This window comes from Streptomyces lincolnensis (assembly GCF_021173675.1).
Taxonomy (GTDB): Bacteria; Actinomycetota; Actinomycetes; order Streptomycetales; family Streptomycetaceae; genus Streptomyces; species Streptomyces lincolnensis_B.
The window spans coordinates 577,077-596,775 of record NZ_JAIHON010000005.1; the positions used below are offsets into that span (position 1 = coordinate 577,077).

Genomic DNA, 19,699 nt, shown 5'->3' on the forward strand with positions numbered 1-19,699 from the left:
ACGCCCGGAGCGCCCCGGTACGGGCAGGGGGTGACTCAGCGGTCGCGGTTGAAGCGGGTGGTGATCCACAGCAGAAGCATCAGGATGACGAAGGCGGCACCGCCGACGACCGCCGGGTTCAGGCTCTCGTGGTTGCCGCCGTGCTCCTCGCCCTCGGCTGCGAGGGTGACCAGCTGGGTGGCGGCGCTGTGAAGGCTCATCTTCTGCGGGACCTATCGGTGAGGGCGGGAAAAGATGTCGGCCCATGGTAATCGGGAGCCTGCGCGGCGATCACGCCGACTCCGCCATCGGGAACCTTCCCGTCGCCTCAGTCGTCCTTCCGCTTGTACCCCCGCAGCAGGAACCACGCGGTGAGCACACAGCCCAGCACCATCACGACCAGGACGATCCGGAGCAGATTCCCCGGCCCTTGCCGCTCGGCGGCGCTCGCGGCCTCGGTGAGCCAGGCGGCTGCGGGACTGTGCTCCATGGCGTGGAACTCCTTCGCTGTAGTGCCCGTCCACGGTATCTCCGCCTAGGCTGGGCTCTGCTTCGGGGGCGCAAAGGACCGCACAAGGGTCTGCAAAGGTCAAAGGGCCACTCACACGCGCATGGGGGATCACATGTCCGACGACGGCCACCAGCAGAACGGGCACGAGAACGTACCGAGCAGGCAGCGCAGGCGTTTCCCCGGGATCTCCTCGCGCGCGTACGAGCACCCGGCCGACCGCTCCGCCCTGGTGGCGCTGCGGAAGCTGAGCGGTTTCGACACGGTCTTCAAGGCGCTCAGCGGTCTGCTGCCGGAGCGCAGTCTGCGGCTGCTGTTCCTGTCCGACTCGGTGCGTGTCTCGGACCAGCAGTTCGCGCACCTCAACGACATGCTGCGGGACGCCTGTTACATCCTGGACCTGGAGAAGGTCCCGCCGATGTACGTCAACCAGGACCCTCAGCCCAACGCGATGTGCATCGGTCTGGACGAGCCGATCATCGTCGTGACCACGGGACTCGTCGAGCTGCTCGACGAGGAGGAGATGCGGGCGGTCGTCGGCCACGAGGTGGGGCACGCGCTGTCCGGCCACTCCGTCTACCGGACCATCCTGCTGTTCCTGACCAGCCTGGCCCTGCGGGTGGCCTGGATCCCGCTCGGCAACCTCGCGATCATGGCGATCGTGACCGCGCTGCGCGAGTGGTTCCGCAAGTCGGAGCTGTCCGCGGACCGTGCGGGCCTCCTGGTCGGCCAGGACCTCACGGCCTCGATGCGCGGGCTGATGAAGCTCGCCGGCGGCAACCACCTGCACGAGATGAACGTGGACTCCTTCCTGAAGCAGGCCGAGGAGTACGAGGCCGGCGGCGACCTGCGCGACTCCGTGCTGAAGATCCTGAACGTGCTGCCGCGCTCCCACCCCTTCACCACCATCCGGGCCGCCGAGCTGAAGAAGTGGTCGGAGTCCCGCGACTTCCAGCGGATCATGGACGGCCACTACCCGCGGCGCAGCGAGGACAAGGAGACCTCGGTCACGGACTCCTTCCGCGAGTCGGCCTCCCACTACGCCACGCACGTCAAGACCTCCAAGGACCCGCTGATGAAGCTGGTCAGCGACATCGCCGGCGGGGCCGGTGACCTGGGCGGCCGGGTCCGGCGCGGCTTCGGCGGCTTCGGCAACGCGGCACCGCCGCGCGAGGACGAGCCGCCGACGGACACCACCCCGGACGACCGCGACCGGAACTGACCGAACGGGCTCACCGGCCAGGCTGATCAACCGGACACCGGACTGATCGACTCGGGCTACACCTTCGGCTGCGCGCTGATCGCCAGCGACCCGCACAGCGCCGTCGCACTGCCCGTCGCGTACGGATCCGTGCCGGCCGGCCCGCCCGCCTTGGCGGTCTGGCCGGCCAGCAGCGGGTGCAGGCGGTTCGCGGAGTCCTCGGCGCAGGACAGCGGCCCGGCCTGGACGTAGGAGACGACGAGCTGGGCGGTGTGCAGGCGCAGGTCGTCCCGGTCGAAGCGGAAGTGCAGCTCGCGCCGGACGGTGAACAGCGACACCTCGGCCTCGGCCCGGGCCCGGTCACCGGCCTTGTCCTCTGCCGCCCCCGCCGCCCCCGCCGCCCCTGTCGGCTCTGTCGGCCCCGCCGCCCCCGCCGCCCCCGCCTTCCCCACCGGCCGCAGCGCGTACACGAACGTGTGGTCCGCCGTGACCTCCAGCGTGGACGCGTCGGTCTCGGCGGCCTGGAGGGTGCCCTGGACGCGGATCCTGTCGTCGGCGAGTTCCAGGGCGGCCGGGTCGAAGCGGACGAGCCATCCGGTGGGCGCGTGCCGTCCGTCGGCGGCGGGACGGTCGAAGCTCTCGTCGAACTGGTCGAGTTGGTCGGCGTCGAGCAGCACCCGCACCGGCCGGACCTGCCCGCCGGTGAGGACCCCCGGATCGAGCGAGGACCGCACGATGTAGTCCTTGGCGGTCATCAGGGCGTCCACCACCTGGCCGTCCGAGAAGTGCGCGGTACGCCGGGAGGCGGGCAGCGGGATGCCCTCGGCGCCGATGCGGTACTGCGCGGCGGGGCTGTGCGCGTACAGGTACTCGGGATCGGTGTGGCCGGGCACCCTGCCCTGGGGGGCGAGCGGGATGACGGTCATCCGCGCGGGCTCGACGGTCGGCTGGGCCGTGGGGGTCTGGTAGGGGTGCCGTACGCCCATGTAGATCGCGGTACCGAAGGCCACGGCGATGAGGACGACCAGGATCAGCGCCTGCCGGGACAGTCCGCGGCGCACGGGCTGGCGACGCCGTACGGCGGGCGCGTGGTCGGTGATGCGCTCCTGCGCGGAGAACTCCTGGAGGCGGGCAGCACGGACGAACGACTCGTCGAAGACGACGGATCGGTACTCGTCGTCACCACCTCCGGGGCCGCCCTCGGGTGTCCCCTCAGGTGGGTCTCCAGGCCCTCCCATATCTTCAGAGTAGGTCGCGGAGGGCTCGGGTAAACGCCCCGCTGTGCGACAAGTTCTGACAGGTTCTCACCAGGACCGGCCACATCCCGCCGGGCGGTGTCAGGGCGTGCGCGGGACCGCGGACACGGCCGGCTGGGAGTAGTCCGCGGACGCGGAGGGCGTCGCCGAGGTGCCCTGCTCCATCTCGGTCGAGGCGGGCGGCAGCGGCTGGTCCCGGCCGCCGGAGGAGGCGCTGCGGTAGACCGCCGCGAAGGCCAGCGCGACCATGCCGATCCCCATCAGCAGGGCGAGCAGCCAGGCGACGGGGCGGTGCCAGCGGACCTGTTTGCCGTACGTCCCGGAGGCGCCGTAGCGGCGTTCCCATGCCTGAGGGTCCTCGGTGTCGTCCGGGTCGTCGAGGTCCGGATCATGGCCGAAACCTCCGGGGTCGTCGGAGCCGAAGCCGTCGTCGTAGCGCTCGCCCCTGCCGTGGGCGCGGCGGGCGGCCTCGGCCTCGGAGGCCTCGGCTCTCGCCTGGGCGGCGGCCAGGAGGCGTTCCACGGCGGTCGGCTCGTGCACCACGGCCGCCCGTACGAAGGCCTCGTCGAAGACCACGGAGGCGAACTCTTCGTCCGACACCCCGCGGTCGTGGTCGTCGTCGGGCTCCCAGCCGTCAGGGAACGGCGTGCCCCCCACGTCCTCCGGCACGGATCCAGAGTAGACCTGGGGGGTCAATTTGGGCAGACGGTATGGAAATTCATCTGCCGTGTGAGACAGCTCTCGTGCGGCACGGACACCGCGCCCGGGCGCGTGCCCAGCGCATATGCCCAGGCCGCGCGCCCCCTGTCCGTCGGGCGTCAGCGCCGTACGTGACCGTCGCCGGTGACGATGTACTTGGTGCTCGTCAGCTCCGGCAGGCCCATCGGGCCGCGCGCGTGCAGCTTCTGCGTCGAGATGCCGATCTCCGCGCCGAAGCCGAACTGGCCGCCGTCGGTGAAGCGGGTGGAGGCGTTCACGGCGACCGTCGTGGAGTCGACCAGCTGGGTGAACCGGCGTGCGGCCTGCTGGGAGGTGGTGACGATGGCCTCGGTGTGCCCGGAGGTCCACAGCCGGATGTGCTCGACGGCCCTGTCCAGCGAGTCCACGACGGCGGCGGCGATGTCGTAGGAGAGGTACTCGGTCTCCCAGTCCTCGGCCGTGGCCTCCACGAGGGTCGCCTTGGAGTCCTTGGCGTAGGCCATCACGCGCTCGTCGGCGTGGACGGTCACGCCCGCCTCCGCGAGGGCGTCCAGGGCACGCGGCAGGAACTCGGGGGCGATGTCCTGGTGGACCAGGAGGGTCTCGGCGGAGTTGCAGACGCTGACCCGCTGGGCCTTGGAGTTGATCAGGATGTCGATCGCCATGTCGAGGTCGGCGTGCGCGTCGACGTAGACGTGGCAGTTGCCGGTGCCGGTCTCGATCACCGGGACGATGGATTCGGAGACCACCGTCCGGATCAGCGAGGCACCACCGCGCGGGATGAGCACGTCGACCAGGCCCCGGGCGCGCATCAGCTCGCGCACGCTCTCGCGGCTCTCGCCGGGCACCAGCTGAACGGCGTCGGCGGGCAGCCCGGCACCGCCGACGGCGTCGCGCAGGACCCGTACGAGGGCGGTGTTGGACTCGTAGGCGGAGGCCGAGCCGCGCAGCAGGACCGCGTTGCCGGACTTCAGGCACAGGGCGGCGGCGTCCACGGTCACGTTCGGGCGGGCCTCGTAGACAATGCCGACCACTCCGAGCGGGACGCGGACCTGACGCAGGTCGATGCCGTTGGGCAGGGTCGAGCCGCGCACCACCTCGCCGACCGGGTCGGGCAGCGCGACGACGTCCCGCACGTCGGAGGCGATCGCGCGCACCCGCTCGGGGGTGAGCGTGAGCCGGTCGACGATCGACTCGCTGGTGCCGGCCTCGCGGGCCTTGGCGATGTCCTTGGCGTTCGCCTCGACGATCTCGCTCGTACGGACCTCCAGCGCGTCCGCGATGGCGAGCAGCGCGTCGTCCTTCTCGGCCCGCGGCAGCGGGGCGAGGTCGGCGGCGGCGGCCTTGGCACGGTAGGCGGCCTGGGTGACCGGGGACATGGAGTCGTACGGCGAAAGCGTGGTCATGAGGGAAGCGTAGTGCGCCCCGCTCACGGACCCACCGGTCATTCCACACCCCGAGACGGAACCGATAGGCGCCACTCGCCCTCTTTTGCCCCCCACGCACCGCAGCCATCAATTGAGGAACCCCAACGGCGCGCAACCAGGTCCGCGAGAGCGACGCCGGTTCAGGCGCACTAGAAGGGATGGACGCCCACCGGTGACGCCGGCGCGGGACCGTATCCCTCGGAGATGCGCTGGTGATACGTCTGGCGGTCGATGACCTCCAGGCCAACGATCTCCCAGGGCGGGAGCCCCGCGGTCTGCCGGTGCTCGCCCCACAGCCGCAGGGCGACGGCGGCCGCGTCGTGCAGGTCGCGGGCCTCCTCCCAGTACCGGATCTCGGCGTGGTCGTTGGCGTATCTGCTGGTCAGGAGAAAGGGGTGGTCGTGGGCGAGCTGTTCGAGGGCGCGCCGGACCTCCTTCAGCGGGGCCTCCTCGCCGGAGACGCTGAGCGTGACGTGCCACAGGCGCGGGAGGTCCTCGGGCTCGCCCTCGAAACGGTCGCCGGCCGCCACGCTCGTCAGGGCACGCCCCTCGCCGACCGCGCGCGCGGCCGCGCCCGAGGCGCCGCCGGCACCACCGCGGGACGCCGCTGCCCCTGCCCCAGGGCGCACTCGCCTCACGACGGCCTCCTTTACGCGATGACCGAGCCGCACAGCCCGGTCGTGGTCGTGTCCTGCGGAACATGTCCCCGAGACTGTCCCTGAGACAAAGTGGAGCAGGCCGCACGGGCTCGCGGGGCGGTTTTGCGGAACGTCCACCTCAGGGCGACGCTCTTGTCAGGTCGTTCACCCCGTTTTCGGGTGTCACACGCACCGGCCGCGGTCCGGCCCAGGCCGTCAGGGGTGCAGGATCACCAGATCGTCGCGGTGCACGACCTCGCGCTCGTACGCGGGACCGAGCTCGCGGGCCAGCTCCCGGGTGGAGCGGCCGATCAGCCGGGGGATCTCCTTGGCGTCGAAGTTGACCAGCCCGCGGGCCACCGCGCGCCCCTCGCCGTCCCGCAGCTCGACCGGGTCGCCCGCGGTGAACTCGCCCTCCACGGAGGCGATCCCGGCCGGCAGCAGCGACTTGCGGCGCTGCACGACCGCCTGCACGGCACCGTCGTCCAGGGTCAGGGAGCCCTGCGGGGTGGAGGCGTGCTGGAGCCACAGCATGCGGTCGGCGGAGCGCTTGTCGGCGGGGTGGAAGTAGGTGCCGGTGTCGCCGCCGGACAGCGCGTCGGTGGCGTGGATCGCGCTGGTGAGCACGACGGGGATGCCGGCGGCGGCCGCGATCCGGGCGGCCTCGACCTTGGTGACCATGCCCCCGGTGCCGACGCCCGCCTTCCCCGTGCTGCCGATGTCCACGCCCGCCAGTTCGGCCTGCCCGCGCACCTCCGCGATCCGCGAGGTCCCCGGCTTGCTGGGGTCGCCGTCGTAGACGCCGTCCACGTCGGACAGCAGGACGAGCAGGTCGGCGTGGACCAGGTGGGCCACCAGGGCCGCGAGGCGGTCGTTGTCGCCGAAGCGGATCTCGTCGGTGGCGACGGTGTCGTTCTCGTTGACGATCGGCAGGGCGCCCATGGCCAGCAGCTTGTCGAGGGTGCGCGAGGCGTTGCGGTGGTGGGCGCGGCGGCTCATGTCGTCGCTGGTCAGCAGCACCTGGCCGACGCGGACGCCGTAGCGGGCGAAGGAGGCGGTGTAGCGGGCCACGAGCAGGCCCTGGCCGACGCTGGCGGCGGCCTGCTGGCGGGCCAGGTCCTTGGGGCGGCGGCGCAGTCCCAGCGGGGCGAGTCCGGCCGCGATGGCGCCGGAGGAGACCAGGACGATCTCCTTCTCTCCCCCGCTGCGGCTCTTGGCGAGGACGTCGACGAGCGCGTCGACCCGGTCGGCGTCCAGACCGCCGGAGGCGGTGGTCAGCGACGAGGAACCCACCTTGACGACGATCCTGCGAGCCGAGTTCACGGCCTGCCTTGCCCCTGCCACGTTGCTTTCCGTCCCCTCGCACATCGGCTGACCGGCAATTTACGCGAAGGGGGCCGGGTGGTGCGCACCGGTCCATCCCCCGGACACGCCATGTCACCCCGCGCTCACCCGGAGGTCCGGGACACGCGCGTGTCGTCCGGAGGTCGGCGCGCGTTAACCCGATCGTCCGTCTTGCGACGACCTTGGAGTGACCGCAGTGCTCAGACGCCTCCCCCGCCGACGGCCCCCCGCGCAAACCCTCCGCACCGAGACCGCCCGTACGAAATCCCCTCGTACCAAAACCCCCCGTGCGAAGTCTCCCCGCACCAAAACCCCCCGTACGAAACCCCTCCGCACCAGGCCCGCCCGTGAGAAAACCTTCCGCCTCCGGCCGCCCGCCGTACCTCTGCCCCGCCCCCAGACCGTGGTCAGGGCGCTCGTCGTCGCCGTGCTCGCGGGCGCGTTCGTCGCGCAGACCGTCGCGGCGCTGCGGCCGCACATTCCGCTGCTGCTCGCCGCCACGGCCGTCTCGCTGGCCGCCGAGGGCGTCCTGTACCGGTGGCAGCGGGGCGTGGTGTCGTTGTTCGCCAAGTCGCAGGCGGACCTCACCGTGCGGCACGTGCTGCGGGACCTGCTGCTCGTCGTCGGGCTGCTGCGGGTCGGCGAGCAGGACCGGGAGACCGCCTACGCCCCCCTCGTCGCCGGTCTGCTCGCGTTCTACGCGCTGCACTGCGCGATCCAGGCGGCGTCCGTCCTGGTCCGCCGCACCCGCACGCTGCCGGTGGTCACCCGGAACATCGACGCCTCCGCGCTGCGCCTGTCCCCCGCCCCGCCCGCGCTGCTGCGCCGCCCCGGCCCCCGGCTGCTGGCCTTCGGCCTGCCCTCGACCGCCGGTCTGCTGGCCACGGCGGCCACCGGCGAGCCCGTCGGCGCGGCCTTCGGCATCGCCGTCTCGCTCGGGCTCGCCCTGAAGGGCCTGTACGACCTCCTCCTGCGGCTGCTGCCGAGCCGCCGTCCGGCGGGCGAGCAGGAGGTCCTCGACTGGTTCGACGCGTGGCTGGCGGAGTACCGGCCCACCGTCGGGCTGTACTTCTCCGGCGGGGCGTCCTCGGCGTACCAGGCGAACATGTGGCTGGAGCCGCTGGCGGGGCTCCAGGGCCGGCCCCTGATCGTGCTGCGCGAGCGGTTCATGGTGCAGAAGATCGCGGCGACGGACGTACCGATCGTCTGCCTGCCGAAGGTGTCCACCCTGATGCGTCTGGAACAGTCCTCGCTCGAGGTCCTGGTCCACCCGTCGAACTCCGGCAAGACCTCCCAGGTCCTGCGCATCCCCACGCTGAAGCACACCTTCGTCAACCACGGCGAGAGCGACAAGCTCTCCTCGTGCAACCCGTACGCGAAGGCCTACGACGAGGTGTGGGTGGCCGGTCCCGCGGCGCGCGAGCGGTACGCGACGGCCGAGGTGGGCGTCGAGGACAAGGACGTGGTGGAGATCGGCCGCCCGCAGCTGGACGCCGTACGGCCGTACGCGGGCCCGCCGGCCGGTGACCGTACGACGGTGCTGTACGCGCCGACCTGGGAGGGCTGGGACGGCAACCCCGGGAACACGTCGGTGATCGAGGCCGGCGAGAACCTCGTACGGGCGCTGCTCGCCGACCCCGGGGTCCGGCTGCTGTACAAGCCGCATCCGCTGACCGGGTCGGTGGACGCGCGGGCGGGGGCCGCCGACCGGAGGATCCGGGAGCTGATCCGGGCGGCGAACCGTGAGGAGCGGGCGCCGAAGCGGACCGCGCCGGACGCCGAACTCGACCGCCTCACACGCGAGTTGGACCGGCTCACCACGGCCACCTTCCGGGCCTCGGCGGACCAGACCGAGCGGATGCTGCTCCAGGGCGTGCCCGAGCCGGGGCGGGCGGCGGCGGTGGCGCGGGCCACGGCGGCCTGGGAGGAGGCGTACTGGGCCGCGCTGCCCGCGTCCGAGCACCAGATCGTCACCGACGTCCGGCCCGCGCTGTACTCCTGCTTCAACCAGGCCGACCTGCTGGTCAGTGACGTGTCGAGCGTGGTCAGCGACTTCCTGGCGAGCGGCAAGCCGTATGCGGTGGCCAACACCAGCGGCCTGTCCGAGGAGGCGTTCCGCTCGGCCTTCCCCACGGCGGGTGCGGCGTACGTCCTGGCACCGGACGCGGCCGGGGTGCCGGAGCTGCTGGCCGCGGTACGGCATCCCGAGCGGGACGAACTCGCGGGCGCGCGGGCCGAGTTGAAGCGGCACCTGCTCGGTCCCGACGAGCCCGTGTCCCAGGTGCGCTTCGACCGTGCCGTACAGGCCCTGTGCGCGTCGGCGCGGGAGCACCGGGCGCGGATGGCGGACCGGGCGGCGGCGGAGCTGCCCGCTCAGCGCAGGGAAACGGCTCCCGCCACATCCGCTTGAGGAGAACGGCCGGACCGGGCCACCGCCCCACTCGGTCCGGCCGGGAAGGCCGCCGTCAGGCCGCCGCGGCCCGCCCGCCCGGTGTGTTCGCCCGGGTGGACAGCATCCGGCGGGCCTTGCGGCCTGCGCGGCGGAGGAAGATCTCGACCTGGCCCTCCCGGTAGCCGGGGAAGGCGCGGGCCTCGCGGGGTTCGGCGCGGTAGACCGCGTCGGGGATCCCGGCCTCGGCGTCCCGGAAGCGCGGGTAGTCCAGGTAGAGGCGGCGGCCCTTCTTCTCCAGGACGGCCGGTGCCTCCTTCCTGGCCCGGAGGAACTCCACGACCTCCAGGAGGAGGTCGGGCCGCCCGGTGGCCAGCAGGTGCAGCCGCAGGCGCTCGTTGACCCGGAGCCGCCGGGCCACGTCCGCGTTCCAGTAGGCGTCCATGAGGGGCTTGGCCAGTTCGAGCTTGTGCCGCCGGACCTCTTCGCTGTCCTTGAGGAACGGCGGCCCGAACTGGGGAAGCAGCGTGACGAGGAACGGGCGGACCATCAGCACGTCCCGCTTGGGACCCGGCGGGAGCATCTCCGCGAGGAGGGTCATCAGGGCGCGGGCGGAGTCGAACCGCAGGACGTAGCCCCCGGTCCGCGTCACGTGCTTGCCGTCCTCGCGGCCGACCAGGTAGTAGCAGGTGTAGTCGGCGATCACGGAGACGCCGTCCGCCCTCAGATACGCCTCCATCGTGAACAGCGCGTCCTCGCCGGTCCACAGGGACTCGTCGAACCGCATGTGGTGCCGGGTCAGCAGGTCGCGGCGGAACAGCTTCTGCGCGCTCAGCGTGAACTTGATGTTGGAGGAGTAGACGTCGGTGCGCTGGAGCGTCTCGCCCCACATCGACCCCGGCGGCTTGCGGTTGACGCCCTCGACCCTGCCGAGGACGACGTCCGTGCGGTTCTCGTCGGCCATGGCGACCATCCGCGCGAGGGCCTCGGGGCCGAGCCGGTCGTCGGCGTCCAGGAAGAAGACGTACCGCCCGGCGGCCTTGCCGAGTCCGACGTTGCGCGGGCCGCTGGGGCCGCCGGAGTTCTCCTGGCGGATCACCGTGACGGGCATGGGGGCGCGGGCCGCGAACTCCTCCAGGTACTCGCCCGTCCCGTCCGTCGAGCCGTCGTCGACCGCGACGACCTCGATGCGCGCCGGGTCGAGGGTCTGTGCCTCGACGGACGCCAGGCACTCGACCAGGTAGGGCATCGCTTCGTACGCCCCGATGATCACGGTCACATCAGGCTGCGCAACGGTCACTCTGCCCCCTTGTCACGGAGAATTTCCTCCGAAATCCCTCTTCGGCAAGCTGCTAGACGGCCGAGTACGGAAACCGGTTGCTCGGGCGGGACCGGTTCGTGACTCACCTCACGCGCGCTCGCGCACGCGTACTCGTCTCGCGTACGCGTAGTCATACGGAAAAGGGCCCGGTTTTCGAGGATCACTCCTCGACAACCGGGCCCTTCCTGGCACGGACTCCGTCAGGCGCCCACGCCGTCCGCCTCACCGGACGGCCCCGACCCCCGCTGCACGGGCATCGCCTCCGCCAGCTCGCCCTCGGACTCCGCGGCTGCGGCGGCCCGTGACTCCTGGCCGACGTTGCGCGCCTCGGCCTTGATCGCGAGGTTCGCCACCGCGGTGTTGAACTGCTCGATGGAGGTGGGCTCGTCCGGGCCCAGCAGATACCGCTTGAGCTCGCCGCGGTCCGCCGCCAGCGGGTCCTTGGCCGGCTCGCGCACGGCGTCGAGCAGCCCGCCCAGCTCGGCGGCGCTGTTGGACAGGATGGTGGCCGCGCGCACGGCGGTGTTCTGCCGCTTGAACTCCTCCACGCCCAGCTCGGCGGAGTCCGTGACGGCGTACGGCTTGCCGCTCGCGATGAAGTCGGAGACCACCGACGAGATGTCGGAGACCATCGCGTCGGAGACGTTGAAGCAGTCGTACAGCCGCGGCTCGGCGCCGGTGATCACCCGGTGCTCCCATTCCGGGAAGGAACGCCAGTAGGCCTCGTTCCACTCGCCGCGCAGGCGGGCGATCTCCTCGTGCTTCTTCACGTCGACCACGCCGTCGCGGGTGGCCTCGGCCTCGTCGCCCTTGTCGCCGCCGTTGCCCGCCAGCGCGGCGAGCCGGGCCTCGATCCGGGCCAGGTCGGCCTTGGCCCGCTCCTGGACGGCCGTCTCGGCCGTGTAGCGGGCGTCGGCGGCGCGCTCGGCGGTGGCCTTCTCGATCAGCGCGGTGATGCGCCGGTGCGCGGCGTCGGCCTTGGGGAGGACCGTGCCGGTGAAGGGGTGCGGCTTGTAGAGGACGCGGACCGGCGGGTCGGCCTTCAGCAGCTTCTTCACGATGTTCTCGCCGGCCAGCATCAGCGAGGTGTTGCCCGGGTTGCCGTCCCAGCCCTCCCAGGTGGGGGCGTAGAGCACCGTGGGCAGGTCCGCGGCGGGACCGTCCTCGCGGCTGCGGATCGGCGCCAGCTGCGGGCGGCCGACCTCCACGATGTCGTCGTCGCGGACACCTACGTCGGCGATGGCGTACCGGTCGCGGCCCGCGCGGCCGGCGGTCCACACCTCGTCGTAGACCTTGCTGAACGGGTTGACGCTCGCCAGCTTGTCGCTGTCGCCGTGGCCGATGAAGACGTGCTTCATGGTGGGGACGCGCAGCAGGTGGATGTTCTTGCCGACGTTCGCCGCGTACAGCGCGACGCGCACCGTGGACAGGTCCATGTTCATCAGGTGCACCCCTCCGGGCACGCAGATGACGGGGACCGTGGTGGGCGCCAGATTCTGGAGGATGACCCGCTCGCGCAGGATGATCAGCGGCTTGGAGTCCAGCTGCTCCATGGTCTCCAGCCACATGTTGACCTGGTAGGCGGAGTCCTTGGAGCCGGAGAAGTACAGCACCGTCTCGGGCTGGTACTCGCGCAGCCAGCCGTCGACCGCGACCAGCACCTGCTCCGCGTTCGGCGGGATCTTCTTGCCGCGCACGTACGGCATCAGCGCCGCGACGTACAGGGTGCCGACGCCCAGCGTGACGGCGATGCCGATGAAGCCGGCCACGGCCGAGTCCAGCTCGGCGGAGACGAGTATGCCGACCACGGCCGCGAGGTCGAGGTGGAGCATCTTCTCCGCGGAGCGGTTCAGCAGGCCCTGCGGCGGCGCGTCCGGGATGCGGATGCGGGAGGCCAGGTCGACGTTCCGGGTGGCGACCGGCATCCGGCGGCGGTTGCGGATCAGGGTGACCAGCGCGCCGTGCGGGGCCTGGAGGCCGTAGAACGCGATGAAGCAGGCGGTCGCGCCGTAGAAGATCAGGCTGTCGGAGAGCTCCAGACGGGCCAGCAGCAGGATGAGCAGAAGCTGTCTGATCAGGAACCGGATCGACAGCCCGGCGCGCACCTTGCTGAGGCGGTTGATCAGATAGCTGCCCTGGCGGTGCAGATAGTGGTCCGCAAGGTACGTCACGGCGGTCGCGGCCGCGAAGGCAGGAACGCTCGGGACGAGCGCGGCCACCATTATGGCGGGGTACCCCGCCAGCATGAGGACCGCCGCGGCCAGCTCGGCCGCACTGCCCACCCGGGCGACGCGAATGGCGGTGGTTATCACTGAGAACCTGCTCTGGGAGGGGTGCTGGTTGTTAGGACGGAAAAGTCCGGAAAAAGTATTGTGAACGCTTCTGAAAATTTACGGACTCAGGCCCCTGCGAATGCGCCGTGAACGGGCAGCCACAGAGGCCTGAATGGCAGAAGACTATTTGTTTCTGATTATGCCACGCCGTCCTGCCGGTCCAGGACACTGGCCAGTGCCTGCTCGAAGCCGGAGGCCTTTCCGGCGGCCGCCGTCGGGTCCTGCTGGCGGACGTCGATGACGTGTCCGGTCAGCTCGGAAAGCAGCACGTCGAGCGAGGTACGGGCCACGGCCTCGGAGGAGAGCAGGCTGCCCGCGGGCTCCTGGCCGAAGGCCTTGGTGCGCATCGGGGTGGCGGTGCGCTCCGGGTTGATGCAGTTCACCCGGATGCCGTCGCCGGCCCACTCGTCGGACAGGGCCTGGGTGAGGTTCACCATGGCGGCCTTGGTCGAGGAGTAGAGGCTGTACTCGGCGCGACCGCGGGTGTAGCTGCTGGAGGTGTACAGCAGCAACTGGCCCTTGGTCTCGGCGAGGTACTTGTACGACGACCGGGCGATCTGCACCGGGGCCAGGTAGTTGACCTTCAGCGCTTCCTCGATGGTCGCGTTGTCGGTCTCCGCCAGCTTGCCGATGCGCAGGACGCCCGCCGTGTTGACGACGTAGTCGATGCGCCCGGTCTCGGCGTACGCCTTGGAGAGCGCGTCGTCGACCTCCTCCGGGTTCTCGACGTGGGTGCCGGTGGTGGAGCGGCCCAGCGCGTAGACCTTCGAGCCGTAGGCCTCGGCGACTTCGCAGATGTCCTTGCCGATGCCGTACGAGCCGCCGAAGACGACGATCGTCTTGCCGGTCAGCAGCTCGCGGTAGGCCTCCTCGGAGACCTGCTCGGGCGCGGCGGTCGAGGCGAGCTGGAACAGCTTGTCGGCGATGAAGACGTCGACGGGCTGAGTGACCTTCATGTTGTACTCGTCGCCCGCGACGACGTGGATCGGCACGTCGGGCAGGTACTTGAGCACGACCGAACAGTCGTCCGTGGCCTGGAAGTTGGGGTCGCCGGCGGCGACCTGGTAGGCCCGCTTGATCGTCGACAGCTTGAACGCCTGCGGGGTCTGGCCGCGGCGCAGCCGGGAACGGTCGGGGATCTCGGTGATGAACTCGCCGTCCTCGCCGTGCGTCCGGGTCACGATGATGGTGTCCGCGGACGGGATGGCGACGTCGACCGCCTGGAAGCGCTCCAGGGCCGTGACGCAGTCGTCGATGACGCGCTGCGAGAGCAGGGGGCGTACGGCGTCGTGGAAGAGGACGTTCAGGTCCTCGCCGTCGGCCAGCCCCTCGCCCAGGGCCTCGATGGCACGCTCGGTGGTCTCGTTACGGGTGGAGCCCCCCTCGATGATCCTCTTGACCTTCTGGAACCCGGCCTTGGCGACGATCTTCTCGACGTCGGGCACGTATCCCGGCGCCATCAGCACGATGATGTCGTCGATCGAGTCCGCCTTCTCGAAGGTGGTCAGGGTGTGCTCGATGACTGCCTTGCCGGCGATCTTCAGCAGCTGCTTGGGGATCGACAGACCCACCCGCTGGCCGGTGCCACCGGCCAGGATCACTGCGGTGGTACGGGGCTTGGCTATGTGCTGGGACACAGGTTGACCTACCTTGGGGCGACAGGGAACGTGGAAATGGTCCCACTCTTAGTTACCGCAGTGCAAGGTGAGCGCTGTCCACCGCATATGTGCGCGCAACCTGTCATTCACCTTGCACTCCTGGTGATTGAGGGGAGACACGTTCCTTCGAAGGAGTGGTCGCCCGCGGAATTGCTGTGAGTAACTCCACAGGGTGTTCGACATTGCTGAGAGTGACGTTCGGGCCGTCAGCGCCTTCGCAGCCTCCTCAGACAGCGGTGTCCGAGCACCTTCACGAGGTCCTTCGAGGGCGTCTGGTGAACGGCGCGCGCCCTGGCCGGCGCGGAGTGCCGCACCGGCGCCGCGGCCGCCGCGGCGAGTGCTCCGTACAGCGCCTGAGCGGCCACCTCAGGGGCGATGAGCGGCTTCGCGGGCACCGCCTCCCCGGCCGGTTCCGGTACGGCGGACAGCAGCGCGGGATCGCCGAGCACCCGTACGCCCAGCGCGCCGATGCGCTCCGTCATGTCCGCGCCGATCCCGGCGGCGGCCTCCACGGCCCACCGCGGAGTGCGGATCTTCACGTCGCCGGGACCGGGAGTGCACGCGTTCTTCATATGCATCACGGCGCCGTATCGGACGAGCCGCGAATAGAGCTCCTCCGGTAGTTCATTTCCTCGGAATTCCTTATTAAGATTCCGCAGCATTTCGGTCTCGGCGAGGGTGAGTGAACGGTTCGCCGCGTCCGGAACGGGCTGGAGGAGATGCGCGGGCAGCCCGAGAAGCCGTTCGAAGGTGCGCATGAGACCGTCCCGGTCGCGGTCGTCGACCACGACGACGGTGACCCGGCCGGGGCCGACCACCCGGGCCCAGCGCTCCACCAGCCGGTCGTGCCGGTGGCGGTGCCAGAAGCTGGGGTTGGGCTCCTCGTACGGGGCCTTCCTGAGCATGTGGTCGAGCCAGTTCTCGTAGCCCATGCGCAGACCGTTCTGCACGTACTGCTGCCACTGCGAGGGCATGATCCGCGTCAGGGGGCGCAGGGTGACCAGGACGTGCACGCGGTCGCCGCCGAGCTGCTGGACCACGCGGGCGATCGTCCCGTCGTCCTGGGCGTCGGCGAAGAACTCGCTGCTGATCACCGAGGTGCGCCGGCCGCCGGCGCGCACCTGGTCCAGCAGCTGCTCCCAGTGCCGCTCGGTGGGCCGGGTGTTGCCCATCATCCCCGGCCGGGCGCAGGCGGCCAGGACGGCCTCCATCGGATGCCGGGTGGCGGCCGGGAAGGCGACACCGCGTTCGGCCATCGCCTCCTTCGCCTCGAACAGCGCCCCCTGGATGGAGGTCGTGCCGGTCTTGTGGGGGCCGATGTGCAGCAGGCGGGTGCCGGTGGGCAGCGGAGGGATCCCGGCGTTCACCCCGGCGTCATCGTTCGTACAGTCCGTCTCCATGGTCAAAGGACGGTAAGAGGAGTTCCTGAGACTGACGTGAGAGAGACCTGGGACATGAATAAGTCCCAGGTCTCCGTGGTGCCCGAGGTGCTGCAGGCGCCAGAGGTCCTGAACGGTGGTCAGACGAGCCCGACGCCCGGCCGGCCCGCGTCCACCCGCAGCCGGGCCAGGGTGCTGGGCACGGCCTGCGGTTTGAGGACGGTGTCGACCACCCGGACCTGCGCGTCGATGCGGTCGCGGCGGACGTCGAAGAGGTGGTAGCCGCGGTGGGCGTCGATGAACTTCCAGTGCGGGTTGTCCGGCATCAGCGGGTCCCACTGGCGGTGGAAGGCGTCGAGGTCCTGGTCGCCGTTGCTGGAGATGGAGGTGCCGACGAACTCGGCGCCCACGACCTGGGAGGCCGGGTTCGCGTAGTCCGTCTTCAGGTCGCTGATCATCGTCAGGTGGCGGTCGCCGCTGAGCACGACCGGGTTGCGGACCTCGCGGAACTCGTCCAGGAGCGCGTTGCGTTCGGCCTGGTAGCCGTCCCAGGCGTCGTAGAACCAGAGCTTGCCCTCGCCGATCTGGAGGTCGGTCTCGGCCATCATGATCTGCGAGGCGATGAGGTTCCAGCGGGCGGGTGAACCGTGCAGCCCGTCGAGCAGCCACTGCTTCTGCTCGGCGCCGAGCATGGTGAGCGCGGGGTTCTGGGCGCCGGCCTGGCTGGTGGCCTGGTCGCTGCGGAACTGCCGGGTGTCCAGGACGCTCAGGCGGGCCAGCCGGCCGAAGTCGAGGCGGCGGTGCATGCGGATGTGCGGGCCGTTCGGCACGGCGGTGGCGCGCACCGGCATGTGCTCGTAGTAGGCCTGGTAGGCCGCGGTCAGCCGGGCCACGAAGGCGTCGTGCGGCTGCTTGTCGGGGTCCTGCGGGATATCGCCGGCGAAGTCGTTGTCGACCTCGTGGTCGTCGAAGGTGACCACGAAGGGCGCGTTGGCGTGGATCTCGGCGAGATCGGGGTCCAGCCGGTACTGGGCGTACCGGTTGCGGTACTGGGTGAGGGTGTACGGCTCTCCCGTGCCCTCGTGCCGGCGGATCGCCGTCGCGGAGGGCGCCGACTCGTAGATGTAGTCGCCGACGAACAGCACGACGTCCGGGTCCTGGGCCAGCATGTCGGCGTACGGCGTGAAGTAGCCGTTCTGCCAGTTCTGGCAGGAGGCCAGCGCCACCCGCAGATGGCCGCCGGTGCTGTGCGCCGGCGGCGCGGTGCGGGTGCGGCCGGTGCGGGAGATCTGGCCGCCGGCCCGGAAGCGGTACCAGTAGACACGGCCGGCGCGCAGACCGCGTACGTCGACGTGAACGCTGTGCCCGTATGCGGGCAGGGCCTGGGCGGTGCCCCGGCGGACGACCTTTCTGAACCGTTCGTCCACGGCGACCTCCCACTGCACCGGCACCGCGGCGTCGGGCATGCCGCCGCCGTTGAGCGGGTCCGGGGCCAGGCGCGTCCACAGCACGACCCCGTCGGGCAGCGGGTCGCCGGAGGACACGCCCAGGCCGAAGACACCGTCGGGCAGCGGTGTCTCGGCCGCCCGCGCGCTGTTCGGCAGCCAGAGCTGTGCGGAGGCCGCGGCGCCGACCACGGCGGCACCGGCGGTCAGAAAACGGCGTCGGTCGGGCGATGTTGCTCCGGTCATCAGCAAACTCCCTTGCCTCTCTGGCCTCGTGGACACTGGGAAGCTCACGCCCGCGGACGGACGGTCCGCTGAACCGCAGGCCTCGCGTGCATGACAACTAGGAAGACAACAAAAGACCCGTTGCGGCACAAGAACTCATTCTTGCCGCAACGGGCCTGACAGATGATCAGCCGACGAAGTTCGATCCCAGTCGTGCCGCCGTGCCGTTCACTCCGAGGGCGGAGCTCCCCCAGGAAGTGGTGCCCTTCTCCCCCACGAGGGTGGACGGGATCGGCGAACCGCCCGGCACCACGACGTACTCCGCCCGGGACCGGAAGGCCCACACATACCCGGCGTTCGCGTTCTCCCCGGGCGCGCCGACGGCCACGTCGGCCAGGCCGTCGTGGTTCGCGTCGCCGGTGAACAGGGCCTGGCCGAAGACGTCGCTCTTCTCGGCGGCCCCCGGCACACCGTTGTCGTTCTGTGTGTACACCTGGTGGTACGGACCGGCGCCGGTCAGCCCGCCGGCCCTGCCCTTCAGTACGACGACGGCGCCCGCGTCGGGCCAGGCGTCCCGGTCCGTCGGGGTGCCCAGGTCCTCGCCGGGCACGCCGGTGACCACGTCCGGGTATCCATCGCCGTCGACGTCGGCGAGGTGGATGTCGGTGCCGAAGCGGTCGCCCATCTCGGGCTCGCCGGGCACCCCCGGGCTGGACTGGTTGAGGAACTGCGCCTTCACCCCGTCGGGCCCCTGCGCGGTGCCCGGGATCCAGGCGACCCGCCCGCCCTTGGCGAGATAGGTGTCGAGGTCGCTGTCGTGGCCGTCGATCGTGCGGCCCACGACGATGTCGTCGTAGCCGTCCCGGTTCACGTCCCCGACGTCGAGGTTCTCGCCGCCCTGGAGTCCGGCGCCGTCGATGTCGTAGACCAGGGTGTAGGGCGTGAGTCCGGCGCGCGTGCCGTACCAGTAGACGATCCGGCGGGAGTCGAAGTAGTTCTGGTCGTTCTCCGCGGCGACGACGTCGGTGATGCCGTCGCCGTTGATGTCACCGGCGGCCAGGTCGAGGACGGCGCTGGAGTACTTGTCCGGAACCAGCTGCTCGCCCTTGGCCGAACCGTTCCTGCCGAAAGGGCCCTTGAGGACACGCAGGTCGTGGCCGTTCTGGACGGTCACCAGGTCGGTCGCCCCGTCGCCGTGGACGTCGGCCGCGGTGAGCCGGCCCTGTGTGCCGAGACGGTCCTGGGCGCGCCGGCCGGCGGCCAGGGAGGCGGCGCCGGACAGGCCCCGGGCGCCGCCCCAGACGACCTCCACATAGCCGGAGTCGGTGCCGAAGGAGGTGTCCTCGCCGCCGACGCCGACGACCAGGTCGGTGTATCCGTCCCGGTCCAGGTCGGCCGTGGTGAGCGCGCTGCCGAACCGGTCGCCCTTCTCGGCGGTGCCGGGGACGCCGGTGCTGTTCTGCGTGAGCAGCTTCCGGCTGCCGCCGATCCAGCCGGTCCGGCTGCCGTACTGCACGGCGACGTATCCGGCCTGCGCCCTGCCGCCCACGGTCGCCGAGGGCGCCGCGACGGCGAGGTCGGCGTATCCGTCGCCGTTGAAGTCGTCCTGGATCCTGGTGGCCGAAGGGGCCGAAGGAGCCGAAGGAGCCGAAGGAGCCGAAGGAGCCGAAGGAGCCGAAGGAGCCGAAGGGGCCGAAGGAGCCGAAGGAGCCGAAGGAGCCGAAGGAGCTGATGGGGCCGAAGGAGCCGAGGGAGCCGCCTGGGCCGTCGGCAGGGCGAGGCCGGTGGCGGTGAGGAGGGCGAGTGCGACGACGAGGGTACGTCTCATGGGCTCGACTCCGGGAAAGTAAGGGGCGGTTGACCAGAGAAGAGGTCAACCGCCCCTCCCTGCTGCCCC

At 70.9% G+C, this 19,699-nt stretch carries 15 protein-coding genes; 2 read left to right on the plus strand and 13 right to left on the minus strand.

Annotated features, from left to right (window positions below; all coding sequences use genetic code 11):
* Window positions 1-35: 35 nt before the first annotated feature.
* Window positions 36-200 (minus strand): hypothetical protein, encoded by a 165-nt coding sequence (locus K4B79_RS16860; RefSeq protein ID WP_232027405.1) that lies wholly within the window; start codon window positions 198-200, stop codon window positions 36-38.
* 107 nt (window positions 201-307) lie between these two features.
* Complete coding sequence (locus K4B79_RS16865) at window positions 308-469, minus strand: hypothetical protein (RefSeq protein WP_232027406.1); 162 nt, start codon at window positions 467-469, stop codon at window positions 308-310.
* Window positions 470-602: 133 nt separating this feature from the next.
* Here K4B79_RS16865 and K4B79_RS16870 point away from each other — a divergent pair, with 133 nt between their 5' ends.
* Window positions 603-1,709, plus strand: coding sequence for a M48 family metallopeptidase (locus K4B79_RS16870; RefSeq protein ID WP_232027407.1), 1,107 nt, complete (start codon window positions 603-605; stop codon window positions 1,707-1,709).
* Window positions 1,710-1,765: 56 nt separating this feature from the next.
* On the opposite strand, the gene K4B79_RS16875 is transcribed toward K4B79_RS16870, so the two are convergent.
* The 5 genes from K4B79_RS16875 to proB all read right to left on the minus strand — a co-directional run bounded on the left by K4B79_RS16875 (window position 1,766) and on the right by proB (window position 7,031).
* Entirely contained in the window at window positions 1,766-2,926 is a 1,161-nt protein-coding gene (locus K4B79_RS16875; protein WP_232027408.1) for an SCO2583 family membrane protein, read from the minus strand.
* A 99-nt stretch (window positions 2,927-3,025) separates the two neighbouring features.
* Complete coding sequence (locus tag K4B79_RS16880) at window positions 3,026-3,613, minus strand: SCO2584 family spore wall biosynthesis protein (protein ID WP_445276262.1); 588 nt, start codon at window positions 3,611-3,613, stop codon at window positions 3,026-3,028.
* Window positions 3,614-3,762: 149 nt separating this feature from the next.
* Entirely contained in the window at window positions 3,763-5,049 is a 1,287-nt protein-coding gene (locus K4B79_RS16885) for a glutamate-5-semialdehyde dehydrogenase (RefSeq protein ID WP_232027410.1), read from the minus strand.
* Window positions 5,050-5,219: 170 nt separating this feature from the next.
* A complete protein-coding gene (locus K4B79_RS16890) occupies window positions 5,220-5,699 on the minus strand; it encodes a hypothetical protein (protein ID WP_232027612.1) in 480 nt (159 codons plus the stop codon).
* A 225-nt stretch (window positions 5,700-5,924) separates the two neighbouring features.
* Window positions 5,925-7,031: a glutamate 5-kinase gene (gene proB / locus K4B79_RS16895; RefSeq protein WP_232027613.1), complete on the minus strand. Its 1,107-nt coding sequence runs from the start codon at window positions 7,029-7,031 to the stop codon at window positions 5,925-5,927.
* 424 nt (window positions 7,032-7,455) lie between these two features.
* On the opposite strand from proB, the gene K4B79_RS16900 reads away from it, so the two are divergent.
* Window positions 7,456-9,462: a CDP-glycerol glycerophosphotransferase family protein gene (locus K4B79_RS16900; RefSeq protein WP_232027411.1), complete on the plus strand. Its 2,007-nt coding sequence runs from the start codon at window positions 7,456-7,458 to the stop codon at window positions 9,460-9,462.
* A 55-nt stretch (window positions 9,463-9,517) separates the two neighbouring features.
* Here the strand turns inward: K4B79_RS16900 and K4B79_RS16905 are convergent, their stop codons facing one another.
* The 6 genes from K4B79_RS16905 to K4B79_RS16930 all read right to left on the minus strand — a co-directional run bounded on the left by K4B79_RS16905 (window position 9,518) and on the right by K4B79_RS16930 (window position 19,630).
* Window positions 9,518-10,741, minus strand: a complete 1,224-nt coding sequence (locus K4B79_RS16905) for a glycosyltransferase family 2 protein (RefSeq protein ID WP_232027412.1) — start codon at window positions 10,739-10,741, stop codon at window positions 9,518-9,520.
* Window positions 10,742-10,962: 221 nt separating this feature from the next.
* Window positions 10,963-13,074 carry a CDP-glycerol glycerophosphotransferase family protein gene (locus tag K4B79_RS16910; protein ID WP_232027413.1) on the minus strand — a complete coding sequence of 704 codons (2,112 nt, stop codon included), beginning with the start codon at window positions 13,072-13,074 and terminating at the stop codon, window positions 10,963-10,965.
* 158 nt (window positions 13,075-13,232) lie between these two features.
* The gene (locus K4B79_RS16915) at window positions 13,233-14,732 is read right to left on the minus strand and encodes a bifunctional cytidylyltransferase/SDR family oxidoreductase (RefSeq protein WP_232027414.1); all 1,500 of its coding nucleotides are present in this window, start codon (window positions 14,730-14,732) and stop codon (window positions 13,233-13,235) included.
* A gap of 227 nt (window positions 14,733-14,959) precedes the next feature.
* A complete protein-coding gene (locus K4B79_RS16920) occupies window positions 14,960-16,153 on the minus strand; it encodes a hypothetical protein (protein ID WP_232027415.1) in 1,194 nt (397 codons plus the stop codon).
* 119 nt (window positions 16,154-16,272) lie between these two features.
* Window positions 16,273-17,823, minus strand: a complete 1,551-nt coding sequence (locus K4B79_RS16925; protein WP_232027416.1) for an alkaline phosphatase D family protein — start codon at window positions 17,821-17,823, stop codon at window positions 16,273-16,275.
* Between the two features lie 166 nt (window positions 17,824-17,989).
* Window positions 17,990-19,630: an FG-GAP-like repeat-containing protein gene (locus K4B79_RS16930; protein ID WP_232027417.1), complete on the minus strand. Its 1,641-nt coding sequence runs from the start codon at window positions 19,628-19,630 to the stop codon at window positions 17,990-17,992.
* Between the last annotated feature and the right edge of the window lie 69 nt (window positions 19,631-19,699).

Coding starts and splice junctions, on each gene's coding strand:
- K4B79_RS16860 (WP_232027405.1), bottom strand. CDS start 200: ATGAGCCTTCACAGCGCCGCCACCCAGCTGGTCACCCTCGCAGCCGAG.
- K4B79_RS16865 (WP_232027406.1), bottom strand. CDS start 469: ATGGAGCACAGTCCCGCAGCCGCCTGGCTCACCGAGGCCGCGAGCGCC.
- K4B79_RS16870 (WP_232027407.1), top strand. CDS start 603: ATGTCCGACGACGGCCACCAGCAGAACGGGCACGAGAACGTACCGAGC.
- K4B79_RS16875 (WP_232027408.1), bottom strand. CDS start 2,926: ATGGGAGGGCCTGGAGACCCACCTGAGGGGACACCCGAGGGCGGCCCC.
- K4B79_RS16885 (WP_232027410.1), bottom strand. CDS start 5,049: ATGACCACGCTTTCGCCGTACGACTCCATGTCCCCGGTCACCCAGGCC.
- K4B79_RS16920 (WP_232027415.1), bottom strand. CDS start 16,153: ATGGAGACGGACTGTACGAACGATGACGCCGGGGTGAACGCCGGGATC.
- K4B79_RS16925 (WP_232027416.1), bottom strand. CDS start 17,823: ATGACCGGAGCAACATCGCCCGACCGACGCCGTTTTCTGACCGCCGGT.
- K4B79_RS16930 (WP_232027417.1), bottom strand. CDS start 19,630: ATGAGACGTACCCTCGTCGTCGCACTCGCCCTCCTCACCGCCACCGGC.